Annotated in this window: 14 protein-coding genes and 1 pseudogene; 6 read left to right on the top strand and 9 right to left on the bottom strand. The window is 74.5% G+C overall.

The window, feature by feature from the left end; translation table 11 throughout:
* Nucleotides 1-381: 381 nt before the first annotated feature.
* A complete protein-coding gene (locus tag DT057_RS04410; protein ID WP_128560904.1) occupies nt 382-1,140 on the top strand; it encodes an invasion associated locus B family protein in 759 nt (252 codons plus the stop codon).
* Between the two features lie 97 nt (nt 1,141-1,237).
* Here DT057_RS04410 and hspQ read toward each other — a convergent pair whose 3' ends face one another.
* Together hspQ and DT057_RS04400 are read right to left on the bottom strand one after the other, a co-directional pair.
* Nucleotides 1,238-1,606 carry a heat shock protein HspQ gene (gene hspQ / locus DT057_RS04405; protein ID WP_128560907.1) on the bottom strand — a complete coding sequence of 123 codons (369 nt, stop codon included), beginning with the start codon at nt 1,604-1,606 and terminating at the stop codon, nt 1,238-1,240.
* A gap of 174 nt (nt 1,607-1,780) precedes the next feature.
* The gene (locus tag DT057_RS04400; protein ID WP_128560906.1) at nt 1,781-2,830 is read right to left on the bottom strand and encodes an HpcH/HpaI aldolase/citrate lyase family protein; all 1,050 of its coding nucleotides are present in this window, start codon (nt 2,828-2,830) and stop codon (nt 1,781-1,783) included.
* A gap of 762 nt (nt 2,831-3,592) precedes the next feature.
* On the opposite strand from DT057_RS04400, the gene DT057_RS04395 reads away from it, so the two are divergent.
* Complete coding sequence (locus DT057_RS04395) at nt 3,593-4,810, top strand: patatin-like phospholipase family protein (protein ID WP_128560903.1); 1,218 nt, start codon at nt 3,593-3,595, stop codon at nt 4,808-4,810.
* A gap of 129 nt (nt 4,811-4,939) precedes the next feature.
* On the opposite strand, the gene DT057_RS04390 is transcribed toward DT057_RS04395, so the two are convergent.
* Nucleotides 4,940-6,127 carry an FAD-dependent monooxygenase gene (locus DT057_RS04390; RefSeq protein ID WP_238313023.1) on the bottom strand — a complete coding sequence of 396 codons (1,188 nt, stop codon included), beginning with the start codon at nt 6,125-6,127 and terminating at the stop codon, nt 4,940-4,942.
* Between the two features lie 307 nt (nt 6,128-6,434).
* Between DT057_RS04390 and DT057_RS04385 the strand changes: the two genes are divergently transcribed.
* Nucleotides 6,435-7,409, top strand: coding sequence for a quinone oxidoreductase family protein (locus DT057_RS04385; protein ID WP_128560901.1), 975 nt, complete (start codon nt 6,435-6,437; stop codon nt 7,407-7,409).
* 5 nt (nt 7,410-7,414) lie between these two features.
* Nucleotides 7,415-8,044: a bifunctional nicotinamidase/pyrazinamidase gene (gene pncA / locus DT057_RS04380; protein WP_128560900.1), complete on the top strand. Its 630-nt coding sequence runs from the start codon at nt 7,415-7,417 to the stop codon at nt 8,042-8,044.
* A 22-nt stretch (nt 8,045-8,066) separates the two neighbouring features.
* Here pncA and rimO read toward each other — a convergent pair whose 3' ends face one another.
* Nucleotides 8,067-9,383, bottom strand: a complete 1,317-nt coding sequence (gene rimO, locus DT057_RS04375; RefSeq protein WP_128560899.1) for a 30S ribosomal protein S12 methylthiotransferase RimO — start codon at nt 9,381-9,383, stop codon at nt 8,067-8,069.
* 1,133 nt (nt 9,384-10,516) lie between these two features.
* Nucleotides 10,517-11,539, bottom strand: a complete 1,023-nt coding sequence (locus DT057_RS04365) for a YncE family protein (RefSeq protein WP_203236181.1) — start codon at nt 11,537-11,539, stop codon at nt 10,517-10,519.
* A gap of 271 nt (nt 11,540-11,810) precedes the next feature.
* On the opposite strand from DT057_RS04365, the gene DT057_RS04360 reads away from it, so the two are divergent.
* Nucleotides 11,811-12,980 carry a YncE family protein gene (locus tag DT057_RS04360; RefSeq protein WP_128560897.1) on the top strand — a complete coding sequence of 390 codons (1,170 nt, stop codon included), beginning with the start codon at nt 11,811-11,813 and terminating at the stop codon, nt 12,978-12,980.
* 139 nt (nt 12,981-13,119) lie between these two features.
* The gene (locus tag DT057_RS04355; RefSeq protein ID WP_128560896.1) at nt 13,120-14,385 is read left to right on the top strand and encodes an OprO/OprP family phosphate-selective porin; all 1,266 of its coding nucleotides are present in this window, start codon (nt 13,120-13,122) and stop codon (nt 14,383-14,385) included.
* 494 nt (nt 14,386-14,879) lie between these two features.
* Here the strand turns inward: DT057_RS04355 and DT057_RS04350 are convergent, their stop codons facing one another.
* From DT057_RS04350 to DT057_RS35375, 4 genes and pseudogenes are all read right to left on the bottom strand, one after another.
* Complete coding sequence (locus DT057_RS04350; protein ID WP_128560895.1) at nt 14,880-15,362, bottom strand: hypothetical protein; 483 nt, start codon at nt 15,360-15,362, stop codon at nt 14,880-14,882.
* Nucleotides 15,355-15,480 carry a hypothetical protein gene (locus DT057_RS37160; RefSeq protein WP_269152982.1) on the bottom strand — a complete coding sequence of 42 codons (126 nt, stop codon included), beginning with the start codon at nt 15,478-15,480 and terminating at the stop codon, nt 15,355-15,357. The genes DT057_RS04350 and DT057_RS37160 overlap by 8 nt, the downstream gene beginning before the upstream one ends.
* A 123-nt stretch (nt 15,481-15,603) precedes the next feature.
* Entirely contained in the window at nt 15,604-16,269 is a 666-nt protein-coding gene (locus tag DT057_RS04345) for an HAD hydrolase-like protein (protein ID WP_238312970.1), read from the bottom strand.
* 19 nt (nt 16,270-16,288) lie between these two features.
* Nucleotides 16,289-16,478 (bottom strand): annotated as a pseudogene (locus DT057_RS35375) (hypothetical protein); the annotation flags it as partial.

Genomic DNA, 16,478 nt, shown 5'->3' with positions numbered 1-16,478 from the left:
GAACGCCCAGGCGGCCGCGCCGGCCGGAGGCTCCCGCACCGCGACGCCGCCCGGCACGGGGGCCGCGCCGACCCGTCTCACCGCCGCTTGAGCCGCCACCGCACCCATCCCGTCCGCGCATCCCGCACGCGCCGGCCCAGTCTTGGCGCCCGCATGGTTAAGGCGGGTTTAAGGACCCGGCCACTCGCCCCGGGCCGCCGCATCGGCTAAGGGGCCGGGTCCGGCCGCAACCGGAAGGTCATGCCTTCGCCTCAATCCGGGGGAAAGCAGGCGCTCCGGAGGTCGGTGCGGAGCTTGCCGGTCGTGCCGCGGGCGCGAGGCCGGCCCGGGCCGCCGCGGCGCCGGCCACCGACGCCATGCCGTTTGAGGGGTTTCCACCTGATGTTCTTCGCGAATCGTCCCGCGCGCCCGCACCAGGCCGCCGCGTACCTCGCCCTGGCCGGCCTCGGGCTCGGCCTCGCGACCGCCCCGGCTCTCGCCCAGGCGAAGAAGCCCGCCGCGCCGGCCCCGGCCGCCCCCGCGCAACCGCCCGCCGCGCAGCAGCAGCAGCAGCAGAACGGCCCGATGGTCGTGCAGGTGAAGTCCGAGCCCTCGCAGGCCGATTGGACCAAGGTCTGCGGCAAGGACCAGGGCAGCGGCAACGAGGTCTGCTACACCACCCGCGACTTCGTGTCGGACCAGGGCCAGGCGGTGCTGGCGGTGGCGGTCTACGACATGAAGGGACCGCAGGGCGCCAAGGTCGTGCGCTTCCTGATGCCCCTCGGCCTGCTGCTCCAGCCCGGCATCCAGTTCGCGGTCGACCAGGGCCAGTCCACTCCGGGCCGCTACGCGGTCTGCTTCCCGAACGGCTGCTTTGCCGAGGCGGCGGGCCTGAAGGACGACCTCATCGCGGCGATGAAGAAGGGCTCGACCCTGAACGTCAGCGTGCAGAACCAGATGCAGCGCCTCGTCACCTTCGCGGTGCCGCTCGCGGGCTTCGGCAAGGCCTTCGACGGCGCCCCCATCGACCCGAAGGTGCTGGAGGAGCAGCAGAAGAAGCTCCAGGCCGAGCTGGAAAAGCGCAGCGAGGAGATGCGCAAGCAGCTCGAGCAGAAGGGCGGCACGCCCGCGCCCGCCGCGAGCGCCGCACCCAAGCCGTGAGCGCCGCGCCCGGGCCGTGAGGCCGCGGGCGGATCCGGGGGAACGCGAAAGGGCCGGGTGGCGACACCCGGCCCTTTCGCCGTCCCGGGACCGGCCCTCAGTTCGCGGCGTCGCTGCGCATCCGGTAGGCGCCGCTGGCGTCGCGCTCGAACATCTCCGGGATGCGGGCGTGGCGCAGGGCCTCGCCGGAGGTGTCCGGCACGAGGTTCTGCTCCGACACGTAGGCGACGTACTCGGTCTCCTGGTTCTCGGCCAGGAGGTGGTAGAACGGCTGGTCCTTGGACGGCCGCACCTCCTCGGGGATCGCCCGCCACCATTCCTCGGTGTTGGCGAAGACCGGATCGACGTCGAAGATGATGCCGCGGAACGGATAGACGCGGTGACGCACCACGGCGCCGATGTTGAACTTGGCGCGGCGGATCGCGAGGGGACCGGGCAGCGCGGCGGCGGGGTGCGGGGAGGGCATGGCGGAGGCGGTCGGTCCGGAGAGCGGATGAAGGGGGGCGGGCAGGCGCGGCGTCGCGCGGACCTGGCCGTCGGTCACATAGGAAGTCCCGCGCGGGATTGCACCGGCGAGGGGCGCCGGGCGCCGCGCCCGGCATCAGGCCCGGGACCTTATGCCCGCCTGCGGCCGCCGGCGCTACAGGCCGTAGGTCCGGGCGAGATCCGGGTCCTTGGCGGCGACGAGCTTGGCCAGGTTCACGATCACGTTGGCCTGCTTCCAGGTGGCGTCGTCCTGCATCTTGCCGTCGAGCATCACGGCGCCGGTGCCGTCCGGCATGGCCGCGAGGATCCGCGACGCGAACGCGACCTCGGCCGGGTCCGGGGCGAAGACCCGCTTGGCGACCGCGACCTGGCTCGGGTGCAGCGTCCAGGCGCCGGCGCACCCCATCAGGAACGCGTTGCGGAACTGCGCCTCGCAGGCGGCGGCGTCGGAGAAGTCCCCGAAGGGCCCGTAGAACGCCTTGATGCCGTTGGCCTGGCAGGCGTCGACCATGCGCGCGATGGTGTAGTGCCAGAGGTCCTGCTGCGCGCTCGCGCGCTCGGCCCCGCCCGCCACCGGGTCGGCGAGGACCCGGTAATCCGGATGCCCGCCCCCGACCCGGGTGGTCTTCATGCCCCGCGAGGCGGCGAGGTCGGCCGGCCCCAGGCTCATGCCGTGCATGCGGGGCGAGGCGCACGCGATGGCGTCGACGTTGGCGACCCCCTCGGCGGTCTCGAGGATCGCGTGGATCAGGATCGGCTTGCCCACCCCGGCCCGGGCCTCGAGCTGGGCCAGGAGCTGGTCGACGTAGTGGATGTCCCACGGACCCTCGACCTTCGGCACCATCACGACGTCGAGCCGGTCGCCGACCTCGCCCACGATCTCGATCAGGTCGTCGAGGAGCCAGGGGCTGTTGAGGGCGTTGACGCGGGTCCACAGGCCGGTGCCGTGACGGGCGAAGTCGGCGTCCTTCGCCATCGCGATGAAGCCCTTGCGGGCGTTGAGCTTCTGGTCGGCCGGGACCGCGTCCTCCAGGTTGCCCAGCACCACGTCGACCTGCCGGGCGAGCTCCGGCACCCGGGCCCGCACCTTGTCGTTGTGGGGCGGCACGAAGTGGATCATCCGCTCGAGGCGCACCGGCAGGTCGCGGAACGGGGCGGGCGCGCCGGTGGCGAGGGGCTGGAAGAAGCGGCGCGGCAGTTTCATGGCGGTCATCTCCAGCCTCGGGGTCGAGCGGGCGGCCCGAGCCCTCGCGCGGGGCGGGCTCGCGGCGCGCGCCGGCGGCGCTTGCCGGGAGGGAGGGTTAGTGCACCGGCGGCGCAGCCGTAAAGGTGCGGCGTCTCCACACATGGTCGTGACGCGGGGTCGTCGCCCCCGGGACCCGCGCCCTCGCGCGGCGGCGCCCCTCGGCCTCGCCGCGCTCGGCGGGGCGGGCGCGGGGCCGGCGACTGGTCCTGAACCGTCCGGCCCCGCTCCAGGTTTCGCCGCCCGCCCGGCGCCGTCCCGACGATCTCGGGGGGGCGCGCCTCGGTTCTCGGGACAGAAACGTCCCGGCGCCGGCCGGCCGGGACAATCCAGCGGCCAAGCTGCACGGCCGCGGCGGCTCCGGAATCCTCCCATCGTCTGAGGCCCGCCCGCCTTTTTCGCGGATTGCACTTTCCCTCGGTTCATTTTTTCGTCGCTGCCAGGAAATCACATCATGAGAACCGGATTGTCAGCCGGCTGAAGATCTTCTCTTCTGGCTTGCAGTAGCGACAATTCCGGATATCATCATGCTGCTCGGTCGAGGAGTGCGCCACGCCGCTGGACTGGCCTCCGAACTGATCGAGGGCGCGGGGCTCGGGCACGATGACTTGCCGTACGAAGTCGAAAAGCCTGCGGTCGATGTGCTTTTTCGCACACGCGAGACGGAACGGCCCCGGGGAGGGTGCGTTTTCCGGGCGAGGCGGGCGGCGGAGGACGGCAATCATGGCCGGACGGATGACTCGGCGCGGGCTCGCCTGCGCCGCAACCCTTCTTCTCGCCCTCGGGACGGCCGTGCCGGCCGCGGCCGGGACGGTGGCGGACCGGCAGCGCTCGGCCACCCGGCCCGCCTTCGCGGCCGGCGACCTCGCGGCGGCGCGGCCCGAGGGCCTGCCGGCGGGCGTGCGGATCGCCGGCGACGATCCGGCGGCGTTCCGGGACCTCCTCGCGGGCGCCCCCATGGCGTCGCGCCAGCCCTGGCTGGCCCTCTCGGGGGGCGGCGAGAACGGCGCCTTCTCGGCGGGCCTGCTCAAGGGCTGGAGCGAGGCCGGGACGCGGCCGGATTTCGGCGTCGTCACGGGCGTCTCGACGGGCGCGCTGATCGCCCCGTTCGCGTTCGCGGGCGCCGCCTACGACGGGGCCCTGGAGCGGGCCTACACGGAGACCTCGGCGGCGGACGTGTTCGAGTTCGGCGGCGGCCCCGAGAGCCTGACCGACACCTGGCCCCTCAAGCGCCAGATCGAGCGGAGCGTGACCCCGTCCCTGCTCGCCGCGATCGCGGCCGAGCAGGAGAAGGGGCGCCGCCTCCTCGTGGTCACGACGGAGCTCGACAGCGGCCGCCCGGTCCTGTGGGACATGGGCGCCGTCGCGGCCGCGGGCGGACCCGCCGGCCTCAGGCTGTTCCGCGAGGTGATGCTCGCCTCGGCGGCGATCCCCGGCATCTTCCCGCCCGTGATGATCGACGCGCAGGGCCCGGGGGGCAAGCGCTTCCAGGAGATGCACGCCGACGGCGGCGCCACGGCGCCGTACTTCGTCGCGCCCGGCCGCACCCTGCTCGGGCAGGCCGCCGGCCAGCCCGGGGAGGCCGGCGGCCTGCCCGCACCCGCGGTCTACGTCGTCGTCAACACCGCCCTGGCGCCCGACTTCCAGGTGGCGGAGCGCTCGATGCTGAGCATCCTCGGCCGCTCGCTCTCGGCGATGATCAAGGCGCAGACCGCCGGCGCCCTCGCGCTCACCCGGGCGTTCGCGGGCCGCACCGGGCTCGCCCTGCACGTCGCCACGATCGACCAGCGCTTCGGCAAGACCTCGCAGGCGCCCTTCGACCAGGGCTACATGCGGGCGCTGTTCGCCCACGGCGAGCGCCTCGGCCGGGACGGCACCGCCTTCGACTGGAACCCGGACGCGCTGACCACGAGCACGATCGGCCGCAGCGCGGCCCGCTAGAGGGATCTCGCTAGAGGGATCTCGGGGGGCGTGCAAACCGGTCCGCCGCGGACGGGGGTCCGCCGCGGACGGCGCGGCACACCGGAGATCGAGGACCAACGCCCGTTGCGACCGGTACGGGCGCGATCCTCAGGAGCGCATCAGGCTCGGGGTGCCGAGGCGCGGCAGCACGCCCTCGCGCATCACGAGGCGGCGCAGGGGCGCGATGGTGGACAGGGCCAGGAGCCCGGCGCCCCGGGCGAGGTCGGCCGGCAGGAAGGCGGTGAGCAGGCTGCGGTTGAGGGCGTCGACCGCCGCGCCGCGCAGGCCGGCGTCGAGCCGCCGCCCGCGCGCGAAGCCCGCCAGCACCGCCTCGCCCCCCGGATCGCGCCCTCCCGTCAGGGCCGGCACGAGGGCGTCGCGCAGGGCGGCCGCGTCGCGCAGGCCGAGGTTCAGCCCCTGGGCGCCGATCGGCGGGAAGACGTGGGCGGCCTCGCCGATCAGCGCCAGCCGGGCCGCCACGGGCACGGGCACCGACAGGCCGCGCATCGGCACGAGGCCCCGGGGCCCGTCGACCCGCATCGCCCCGAGCATCGACTGCGCCTGCCGCTCCGCCGCCGCCGCCAGGGCCGCGTCGTCGAGGGCGGCGAGGCGCTCGGCCTCGGCCTCCGCCGCCACCCAGACCAGGCTGGAGCGCCGCCCCCCCGGCAGCGGCACCAGGGTGAAGGGCCCCTGGCGGGTGTGGAACTCGGTCGAGACCTCCCGGTGGTCGCGGGCGTGGCCGAGGATCGTCGTCAGGGCCTTCTGGGGGTAGCGCCAGCGCCGCACCGCGAGGCCGGCGGCCTCGCGCAGGGGCGAGGCCCCGCCATCCGCCGCGACCACGAGGCGGGCCTCGACGGTCCCGCCCCCGTCCAGGGCCAGGCTGGCGCGGTCCGGCCCGGCCGTGCGGCCGGCCGCGTCGGCCTCGACCAGCGTCAGGCCGGGCGTGGCCCGGGCGCAGGCCCGCAGGGCCTCGACCAGCCGGGCGCTCTCGACGTTCCAGCCGAAGGCGGGCAGGCCGATCTCCCGGGCGACGAAGCGGGCGGGCGGCGGGCGGAACAGGCTGCCGGTGTCGTCGATCAGGTGCATCTCGGCGAGGGGGCTCGCGGACGGCGCCACGGCCTCCCAGGCGTCGAGCGCGGTGATGAGGCGCACCGACCCGTCGAGGAGCGCCACGGTGCGCCCGTCCGCGACCGGGGCGTGCCGGCCGACGAGCACGGTGCGCACCCCGTCGCGGGCGAGGGCGAGGGCGGCCGCGAGGCCCACCGCGCCGGCGCCGACCACCGCGACGTCGTAGATCGGGTCCCGGGAGCCGGGGCCCGCGGGGGCGGGACCCGGCGCGGCGGGACGGTCGGACGGGGAACCGGTCTGGCTCACGGCACCTCACTTCGGGCTCGGGAACTCGGCCCCGGGGAACTCGGCCCCGGGGAACCTGGCGCATCGCCGCGCCCGCGGGGCTTAGATGGGTCGCGCGGGGGTGCCCCGCCATGGCGCGCCATTGCCGAACCGGCGCCGCCGCCTATCATCCCGGCCGCGACCAGAACCTTTCGCGGCCGCCGACCATCCCGGCCGCGACCAGAACCTCTGCGACAGACGGGAGCGGACCATGCCGAAGGCGATCCGGGTGCACGAGTACGGCGGCCCCGAGGTGATGCGGTACGAGGACGTCGCGGTCGGCGCTCCCGGGCCGGGCCAGATCCGCGTGCGCCAGACCGCGATCGGGGTCAACTTCATCGACATCTACTTCCGCTCCGGCCTCTACAAGGCGCCCCAGCTGCCCTTCACCCCCGGCAACGAGGGCGCCGGCGCCGTGGTGGCGGTGGGCGAGGGCGTGACGGGGTTCAAGCCCGGCGACCGGGTCGCGTACGGCTCCGTCTCGGGGGCCTACGCCGAGGAGGTGGTGATCGACGCCCGCATGGTGGTGCCGGTGCCCGACGGCATCGACGACGAGACCGCCGCCGCCATGATGCTCAAGGGCCTCACCACCCAGTACCTCCTGCGGCGCACCTACAAGGTCGCGCCCGGCGACACGATCCTGTTCCACGCCGCCGCCGGCGGCGTCGGGCTGATCGCGACGCAGTGGGCCAAGCACCTCGGCGCCACGGTGATCGGGACCGTCGGCACGCCCGACAAGGCGGAGCTCGCCAAGGCCAACGGCTGCGACCACGTCATCCTCTACCGCGACGAGGATTTCGCCGCCCGCGTCAAGGAGATCACCGGCGGCAAGGGCTGCGCGGTGGTCTACGACGGCGTCGGCCAGGCGACCTACCCGGCCTCCCTCGACTGCCTGCGGCCGTTCGGTCTGTTCGTGAGCTTCGGCAGCGCCTCGGGGCCGATCGAGGACTTCAACATCGGGCTCCTGGCCCAGAAGGGCTCGCTCTACGCCACGCGGCCGACGCTGTTCACCCACGTGGGCGACAGGGCGACCCTGGAGGCGATGGCCGAGGACCTGTTCTCGGTCGTCCGCAGCGGCGCGGTCAAGATTCCGGTCCACACCCGGGCGAAGCTCGCGGACGCGCCGAAGGTCCACGCCGACCTGGCCGGGCGCCAGACCACCGGCGCCACCGTGATGAGCCCCTGACGGCCATGCGGCCCGCCGGCACCGACGCGCTCCTGGTGGTGGACGTCCAGGCCGACTTCCTGCCCGGCGGCGCGCTCGCGGTGCCGGACGGCGACGGGGTCGTGGCGCCGATCAACGCCCTCGGGCGGCGCTTCGCCCACGTGGTGCTGACCCAGGACTGGCACCCGCCGGGCCACGCCTCCTTCGCCGGGAGCCATCCGGGCCGGCGGCCGTTCGACACGGTCCGGCTCCCCTACGGCGAGCAGGTGCTGTGGCCCGAGCACTGCGTCCAGGGCACGCCGGGCGCCGACCTCGCGGCCGGCCTCGACCTGCCCCACGCGGCGCTCGTGATCCGCAAGGGCTGCCGGGCCGGCATCGACAGCTACTCGGCCTTCCGGGAGGCCGACCGCGCCACCCCGACCGGGCTCGCCGGGTATCTCCGCGAGCGCGGGATCACCCGGGTCGTGCTCTGCGGCCTCGCCACCGATTACTGCGTCGGCTGGAGCGCGCTCGATGCCCGCGCGGCGGGCTTCGCCGTTGCCGTGGTGGAGGATGCCTGCCGGGGGATCGACCTCGACGGGTCCCTGGCGCGGACCTTCGACGCCCTGGCGGCCGCGGGCGTGGAGCGGCTGCGGGCGGAGGCCATCGCGGGCTGAAGCCCGCCCCCGCCGGGAGCGCCTACACGGCGGTGCCGTGCAGGTCGTAGGTGTCGGCGCGCTCGATCTTCACGGTGACGATGTCGCCCACCCGCACGGGGCGCCGGAAGGCGACGTGGACGCTGCCGTCGATCTCGGGCGCGTCGTACTTCGAGCGGCCCCTGGCGAGCGTCGGCCCGGCCTCGTCGATGATCACCGGCAGGCGCTTGCCGACCTTGGCCTTCTGGAGCCGCAGGGAGATTGCGGCCTGCGCCTCCATGAAGCGGCGCTGGCGCTCGGCCTTCACGGCGTCGGGCACCGCCTCGCCCAGGGCGTTGGCGGGCGCGCCCCGCACCGGCTCGTACTGGAAGCAGCCGACGCGCTCGAGCCGGGCCTCCTTGAGCCAGGCCAGCAGCTCCTCGAACTCGGCCTCGGTCTCGCCCGGGAAGCCGACGATGAAGGTCGACCGGATCGCGAGGTCCGGGCAGGTCGCCCGCCACGCGCGGATGCGCTCCAGCATCTTCTCCTGGTTGCCCGGGCGGCGCATGCGCCTGAGCACGGCGGTGCTGGCGTGCTGGAGCGGCATGTCGAGGTAGGGCAGGATCCGGCCCTCGGCCATCAGCGGGATGACCTCGTCGACGTGCGGGTAGGGATAGACGTAGTGCAGGCGCACCCAGGCGCCGAGCTCGCCCAGGGCCGCGGCGAGGTCGTAGAAGCGCGCCCGCACCTCGCGGTCGCGCCAGGGGCTCGCGGCGTAGCGGGTGTCGATCCCGTAGGCGCTGGTGTCCTGCGAGACGACGAGCAGTTCCCTGACGCCGGCCTTCACCAGCTTCTCGGCCTCGCGCAGCACGTCCCCGGCCGGGCGGCTGACGAGGTCGCCGCGCAGTTGCGGGATGATGCAGAACGTGCAGCGATTGTTGCAACCCTCTGAGATCTTGAGATAAGCGTAGTGGCGCGGGGTGAGCTTCACGCCCTGCGGCGGGACGAGGTCGAGGAAGGGGTCGTGGGCCGGCGGCACCGCCTCGTGCACCGCCGCCACCACCGACTCGTAGGCCTGCGGCCCGGTCACGGCGAGGAGGTTCGGGTACTTCTCGCGGATCTCCTCGGGCTGCGCGCCCATGCAGCCGGTGACGATGACCCGGCCGTTCTCCGCCATGGCGTCGCCGATGGCCTGGAGCGACTCCGCCTTGGCCGAGTCGAGGAAGCCGCAGGTGTTGACGATCACCACGTCGGCGCCGTCGTGCCGGCGCGCGAGCTCGTAGCCCTCCGCCCGCAGGTGCGTGAGGATGCGCTCGGAATCGACCAGCGCCTTGGGGCAGCCGAGCGACACGAAGGAGATCTTGGGGGCGGGTGCGTTCATGACAGGGGCGCCGCGAGCCCGCGACCGTAGCGGTGCGAGCCGGATCAAGGATTTAGGGGAGGGTGCTGCGACGATCCTCTAGCACGGGGCCGGGCGGGCGTCACGGGGGGAGCCTCGGCTCCCGTCTCCCGGGGGGCGCCCGCGCGGCCCGCCGGCCCCCTCCCGAGGGGACTGTCCAGGCCCCGGTCCAATGCCCTATCGAGTGGCGATGTGGAGCCGGCCGATCCCCCGTCGCGATCCCGCCGCCGCGCGCCCGCGCGGGTGCCCGGGGCTCGCGCTCCCCGACAGCGCCATGCGGCACGGGACGCCCGGGCGCGACTCCGTCCTGGCGGCCGGCCACCCGCTCGCCACCGGCTTCCCCGAGACCGATCCGGCGGCCCGGGCCGCGGCCGGCCTCGACGCCCGGGAGAGCCGGCCGGCGGAACCGGCGCCGGAGGCTGCGCCCGGCCCGGTCCCGCCGCTGGCGTGGGGCTCGAGCTTCTCCCCGCAAACCTGTGCGAATGCTGTCGAACGGGTGCGGGACGCTATCCGGGCCGGCGACATCTGCGAGGAGCCCCTGGCGCCGGAGGCGGCGGACGCGGTCCTGCTCGCGGGCTCGCTCCGGCTGGTCGCCCCGGTGCGGGCGGTCGGCGCGCGCGCCTGCCCCGGCGCCGCCCGCCCGGCCGTGCGGCGCCTCGCCGAGGTCCGGGACGTCGCCGCCGCCTGCGGCCGNGGCGGGCGCCCCGCGGGTCCGCCGCGCGATGCGCCTCCTGCTGGCGGCGCTCTACGGGCTCGTGGGCGCGGTCCACCTCACGGCGCCCGACCTGCTCCTGCCCATCGTGCCGGAGATCGTGCCCCTGCGGCGCGCCGTGGTGCTGGCCACCGGCGCCTGCGAGATCGCCGGGGCGGCGGCCCTCCTGAGCCGGTCCTGGCGCCGCCCGGCCGGCGTGATGCTCGCCCTCTACGCCGTCTGCGTGCTGCCGGCGAACGTCCGGCACGCGGTCGAGGGCATCGCGCTGCCGGGCCTGCCGACCTCGTGGTGGTACCACGCGCCGCGCCTGGCCTTCCAGCCGGTGCTGGTCTGGTGGGCGCTGTTCTGCGCCGGCGTCGTCGACTGGCCGCTGCGGCGCTGAGCGCGGGGCGGCGCGCGCGGCTCAGGCCGGCAGCACCGCCATCACGTCCGGCTCGCGCCCGGTGGCGAGGTGGCCCTGGAGGGTGCGCGCCTGGAGGTCGATCACCGCGATGCGGTCGTCCTCGAGCGCCGCGAAGGCGAGCGGGCTCGACGGGTGGCGGGCGAGCGCCACCGGGGCGCCCTGGAGCGGCACCACGGCGACCTCCCTCAGCCCGGGATCGAGGAGCGAGACGCTGCGGTCCTTGAGGTTCGCCAGCATCAGGCCGCCGTCGGGACCGCACTCGACCCGCACCACGTCGCCCCGCGTCGGCACCGTGCGGGTGACGGTCATCGCCTCCGTGGCGAGGGCGGTCAGCGTGGCGCTGCGGCGGTTGGCGACGTAGAGCAGGCCCTCGTCGGGGCTGAGCGCGCTGCCCTCCGGCCAGAGCCCGGTCGCCGCCGCCTGCGGCAGGGCCGCCGGATCGAAGGGCCGCACCCGGGTCACGGTGTTCGAAAGGATGCTCGCCACGTAGGCGCTCTCGCCGTCGCCGGAGAGGCTGAACAGGTGGCCCTTGATGCCGCCGGTCCGCACCGCGCGGTCGGGCCGCTCGGCGCCCTGCGGCGCGTCGAAGGCGAGGAGCACGTCGCGGTCCTCGCTCAGGACGAAGAGCCGGTCGCGGGCGTCGAGCCGCACCCCGTGCAGGCGCCGGAAGGGCGCGCAGTCGATGGTGCGGGCGAGGGAGCGGGTCCTCAGGTCGACCACGTAGACCGCGTCGCCCCCCGGCCCCGGCGTGGTCGAGGACCGGGCGCCGTAGAGGCCCACGTAGGCGTGGGCCCCGGCCCGGTCGACCGCGAACTCGTGCGGGTACTCGCCCGGCAGCACGACCCGGCCGGTGCGCCGCCCGCTGGCGAGCTCGTAGAAGCTGAGGGCGTGGTCGCCCTTCTCCATCACCAGCAGGGTGTCGGAGCCGCCCGCCTGCGCCTGGGCGCGGGCCGGCCCGGGGCCGAGGGCCAGGGCGGCGAGGCCGGAGAGGCAGGTGCGGCGGTCCATGAGGGTCGCGGGCATGCGGGGCACTGTCCTCGGGTTCGGCCGGGCGTCCCGGACACAACTCGGCCCCGGGCCCCGGGTTCGCGCCCGGGGCCGATCCCGGCGCCGGGCCGAGCCGCGCGCCGGGCCGAGCCGCGGGGGGCTCTCGCCGGGGCGTCCGGGCCCTCGGGCCGGCCCCGGCCGTCGGCACACCCTGTGCCGATTCCGCCTGTACGGCGCCGGCCCGCCCGCTACACTGCTCCGGCCGGCGCGACGGTCAATGATCGCGCCCCACGGGAGGAGCACGGGAATGCGGATTCGGATGCGCGCCGCCGCGCTGGCGGCGGCGGCCCTGGGCGCGACGGCGGTGGGCGCGACGGCCCTGCGGGCGGAGCTCGCCGTCTCGGCCAACGACGGCCACACCCTCCTCAACGATGCCGGGATCCAGGTCGCCGCCCCGCCGCCGGCGGCGGATTCCGTGACGGTGCTCGACCTCTCGGCGAATCCCCCCAGGGTCGTGGGCGAGGTGGCGGCGCCCGCGAGCGTGGTCGGCCCGCCGCAATCCGTCGCCCTCGCCCCGGACGAGAGCTTCGCCCTCGTCACCAGCGCCACCCGCATCGACCCCGGCGATCCCGCGAAGATCATCCCGGACGACCGCGTCAGCGTCATCGACCTCAGGGCGACGCCGCCGAAGGTCGCGGCCACGCTCCAGGCCGGCAAGGGCGCGGCCGGGGTCTCGATCAACCGGCAGGGCACCCTCGCGCTCGTGGCCAACCGGATGGAGGGCACGGTCTCGGTCTTCACCATCGCGAAGGGCACGCTCACCCCGGCCGGCAAGATCGACCTCGGCAACGACAAGGCGGGGCCGAGCCACGTGGTCTTCACCCGCGACGGCCGCGAGGCCTACCTGACGCGGGACAACGACAGCAAGATCTCGGTCCTGGCCGTCGACGGCAGCACGGTGACGTACACCAAGCGCGACCTGACGGCGGGCATGCGCCCCTACGGGATCGAGATCACGCCGTCCGGCGACGTCGCCGTGGTGGCGAATGTCGGCACCTCGAGCGGCGACCAGGACACGGTCAGCGTCATCGACCTCAGGGCGAGGCCGCCCCGGGTGGTCAACACCGTGACGGTCGGGGCGACGCCGGAGGGCGTGCGCATCTCGCCCGACGGGCGCTTCGTCGCGGTGATCGCCGAGAACGGCAGCAACCTCGCCAAGACCTCCCCCTTCTACGGCGAGAAGGGCTGGCTGCGGATCTTCGCGCTCTCGGGGGTCGAGCTCACGAAGGTCGCCGAGGCGCCGATCGGGCGCTGGTGCCAGGGCGCGGTCTGGACCCGCGACGGGCGCAGCGTGCTCGTCCAGTGCATGATCGACCGCCGGGTCGAGCGCTTCGGCTTCGACGGCACGGCGCTCGCGCCGGCCGAGCCGGTCGCGCTCGGCGCGGGCGGCGCGGGCTTCCGCACCGCCGAGCCGTGACCGCGCGGCCACAGGCGGCCCCGCGCCGGGGCCGCGGGGCGCCGGACGGGGTGCGGGTCGCAGGGCCGTCATGCGACGATGCGAGCGTCCGCGCACGCCCCGCCCGGGACCGTCACGGGCCCTCGCCGCAGGAATCGCCATGCCGTCCCGCGCCCAAACCTGCCTGCTCGTCGTCCTCGGCCTCGGCGCGCGCGCCGTCCCGGCCGCCGCCGGGGAGGTGGCCGGGCCCTTCGGCGAGCGCCTGACCATCGACGACAAGGGCATCACGCTGCAGGCCCCCGGCGAGGCCGCGCGCCTGCGCATCGGCGGGCGCCTGCAGCTCGATTTCGGCACCGGCCGCGTGCAGCAGCGCGGCTTCGGCACGGTGTTCGAGAGGCCGGTCGCGGTGCGCCGCTCGTGGATCGAGAGCTACCTCACCCTGGGCCGGGAGATCGAGCTCGCCTTCCAGTACGATTTCGCCGACGACACGCGCCCGATCCAGGACGCCGTCCTCGCCTACAAGGGCCTGCCGGACACCATCCTGGCCTTCGGCAACATGAAGGAGCCGTTCAGCCTCGACCAGCTGATCAGCGACAACAACACCCTGTTCACCGAGCGCTCGCTCGCCGACGCGTTCGCGCCCGCCCGCAACTTCGGCTTCGCCGCCGGCACCCACGGCGAGCGCTGGACCGCGGTCACGAGCGTGTTCGGCGGCAACGCCAACACGGGCCTCGACGAGGGGGGCGTCGCCTCGACCACCCGCCTGACCTACGCCCCCTACCTGAGCGAGGACCGCACCGGCGTCGTGCATCTCGGGATCGCCGGCAGCTACCGCACGCTGCCCCGCGACGGCAGCCCCCTGAGCCTGTCGAGCCGGTCCGAGGCCTTCCTGTTCGAGCGCCGGATCGTCGACACCAGCGCCATCCGCGACGCCTCCGCGATCGGCCGCCTCGGCCTCGAGGCGGCCTGGCAGAGCGGCCCGCTGCGGATCCAGGCCGAGTACATCCTGACGCAGGTCGGGCGCTTCGGCGGCGCGCCCGCCCTGACCTTCCAGGGCGGCTACGTCCAGGCCGGGCTGGTGCTGAACGGCAGGGGCCGGCGCTACCAGCTGGCCCCGGCCTACGCGACGGAGTACGCGGTCTTCTCGGGCATCCAGCTCGACGACGCGCAGCGCGTCAGCCGCGGCGGCGCCGGGGTGTTCGAGCTCGGCCTGCGCTACAGCGCCCTCGACCTCGAGGACCGCACCGTGCGCGGCGGCATCGAGCAGGACGTCACGGTCGGCCTGAACTGGTACCCGGACCGCAACATCCGCTTCGTCCTCGACTACGTCCGGGCCCACGCGGCGCCCTCGGCGCAGAGCCTCGGCTTCAACCGCCGCACGGTGGATTCCGACGTCTTCATCGGGCGCGCCCAGCTCTACTGGTGAGCCCCCGCGGGCCGCGCCCGATCCTCTGCTTGACCGCCTGCGCGCTCTCGGTGACGTTCTCCTGGATTGCATGAACCATACGCATTGTAATTCTCCTCGGGAGGTTATGGTACGGCAGCGTACCATGATCAAGGGACAAAGTGAGATTATCTCCCGCGGGATGCAGGAGATATAACTACTCGTTCGCCGTCAATATTGCAAGACGACGCTTGAGAGATGTTAGTGCCAAGTCACGGTAGTGGAGCGTTTGCTTCATCTTAAGGTCAGGCTCAACTCCACTCTGCTGGATCACACCGTGTATTTCACCGATAGACCTGGCGATACGTCTGATAAGCGCCTCGCATTCACCTACTGACGTTATGTCAGCGGCGGTCTTCGTCCTATGACTGTCAACCCAGATGGGCTGTCTATGCTTGCCCAAGGCACGCTCCTGTTCATTCCATTCGTCCTGTCGTGGCGTTGTACCATCGGTGTCGCTTCTGTGTCAGGGGTGGTCAGACGTCTTCGTCGTCCAGGATCTCCAGCATCACCCGGAGGTCGGTGCCGACCTCGGTGGGATCGATACCGCGGATGAACTCGGCCGCCATGCGGGCCGCGGCGTCGAGCCCGACGACCTCCCCGCTTATGTCCATACTGCCGACCCGAAGCGCGATCGCCACGCGCGGGCCGGGGGCTGGGCGGGCCGGCGGGTCGTCCTTCCGGAACGGCTCGTCGAGCCACTGGCCGAAGGGCCAGGTCTGGCCGGTGGTGCGGTATCTGTTGGTGCGTGGGCCGGTTGCGAGGTGCTCGTCCTCGCCCGGGAACAGGGTGCTGTCGTACCACTCGCGGTCGGTGAGGAACTGCGGTGCGTAGAACTTGCCGTAGCAGCCGCCGGCAGCCCAGCTCGGGACGTTCTGGGCGGTGAAGCGGTAGACGTATATCCCGCACGCCTGCTCGCAAGAGGGGTGGCTGGGGTAGACGCCGGTGGGCCTATTCATCGAACTCATGCCGCGCATGCACGGCATCCTCGATCGCGGCCTGCTGAGCCGCGGTCAGCTGGTCGAGCACGCATCGGCCGCGCTTCGTGAGCGCCTCGTCGAGGGGCGGAGCGGCCACGGCCCCGGGGCTTCGTGCGAGCCCCTGACGGCCGCGGCAAACCGGCGCTCCCCTGCGTCGGACATCGCTCCAGGCCCCGCCGGCAGGGGCCTTAAGGGCCCGGCTCCAGGCCCCTGCGGGGCCTCAGGGGCCCGGCTCGACCGGGGCCGGCAGCAGCGACGCGGCCACCGCGTCGGGGCTCGCGAAGCACAGGTCCGGCCCGGCCGCCGCGAGGACGTCGGGGCGGGTGTAGCCCCAGGCCACGGCGCCGAAGGCGAGGCCGGCCCGGGTCGCGGCTTGGCGGTCGCGGATCTCGTCGCCCAGGCACAAGGCCCGCGCCGGGGCGACGCCGCTCGCCCGCACCACGGCGCGGAACGTCCGGGCCTTGCCGAACAGGGCGGTCCCGCAGGCGTAGTGGCGGATCAGGGCCGCCAGGGAGGGGCCGAGCACCCGGCGCACCACCGCCTCCCGGTTCGAGCTGACCACCGCCAGGACGATGCCGCCGGCGTGGAGCCGGCGCAGCAGCGCGGGGATGCCCGGAAACAGGCCGAAATCCGCCCCGTCGCGGGCCGCGAGGGCGCGCACGTGGCGGGCGATCAGGGGCAGCTTCCAGCGCGGCACCTCCAGGCGCCGCAGGACGGCCCGGGCCTCGAGGCCCCGGAGCGCCTCGACCTCGTCGGGCGCCGGGCGCCGGAAGCCGTAGCGGTCGGCGACGCCGCCGAGCACGCCGGCGAACCACGGGAAGGTGTCCGCGAGGGTTCCGTCGAAATCCAGGATGGCGAGGCGGTAGGGCGGCTCCGGCGCGCTCACGGGCCGGGACCGGCGCCCCTCACCAGCACACGCGGGGCAGGCGGCGCTTCCAGCGCTGGCCGACGCGCAGGTCGGCATCGGCGAGGCGGCGCTTGGGCCGGCCGCGGGCGTCGGCGGCCTCGAGCGGGTCCGACGCCTCGGGCGGGGGCGGGGGCGCGCTCGCGGGCGCCGCGACCGGGGTCGCCGGGGCCGGCGCCGCGACCGGCACC

The organism is Methylobacterium crusticola (genome assembly GCF_003574465.1).
Taxonomy (GTDB): domain Bacteria; phylum Pseudomonadota; class Alphaproteobacteria; order Rhizobiales; family Beijerinckiaceae; genus Methylobacterium; species Methylobacterium crusticola.
This window is presented reverse-complemented; position numbering and strand designations above follow the sequence as displayed.

Coding starts and splice junctions, on each gene's coding strand:
- DT057_RS04400 (WP_128560906.1), bottom strand. CDS start 2,830: ATGAAACTGCCGCGCCGCTTCTTCCAGCCCCTCGCCACCGGCGCGCCC.
- pncA (WP_128560900.1), top strand. CDS start 7,415: ATGCGGCCCGCCGGCACCGACGCGCTCCTGGTGGTGGACGTCCAGGCC.
- DT057_RS04385 (WP_128560901.1), top strand. CDS start 6,435: ATGCCGAAGGCGATCCGGGTGCACGAGTACGGCGGCCCCGAGGTGATG.
- DT057_RS04365 (WP_203236181.1), bottom strand. CDS start 11,539: ATGCCCGCGACCCTCATGGACCGCCGCACCTGCCTCTCCGGCCTCGCC.
- DT057_RS04395 (WP_128560903.1), top strand. CDS start 3,593: ATGGCCGGACGGATGACTCGGCGCGGGCTCGCCTGCGCCGCAACCCTT.
- rimO (WP_128560899.1), bottom strand. CDS start 9,383: ATGAACGCACCCGCCCCCAAGATCTCCTTCGTGTCGCTCGGCTGCCCC.
- DT057_RS04410 (WP_128560904.1), top strand. CDS start 382: ATGTTCTTCGCGAATCGTCCCGCGCGCCCGCACCAGGCCGCCGCGTAC.
- hspQ (WP_128560907.1), bottom strand. CDS start 1,606: ATGCCCTCCCCGCACCCCGCCGCCGCGCTGCCCGGTCCCCTCGCGATC.
- DT057_RS04360 (WP_128560897.1), top strand. CDS start 11,811: ATGCGGATTCGGATGCGCGCCGCCGCGCTGGCGGCGGCGGCCCTGGGC.
- DT057_RS04355 (WP_128560896.1), top strand. CDS start 13,120: ATGCCGTCCCGCGCCCAAACCTGCCTGCTCGTCGTCCTCGGCCTCGGC.
- DT057_RS04350 (WP_128560895.1), bottom strand. CDS start 15,362: ATGAATAGGCCCACCGGCGTCTACCCCAGCCACCCCTCTTGCGAGCAG.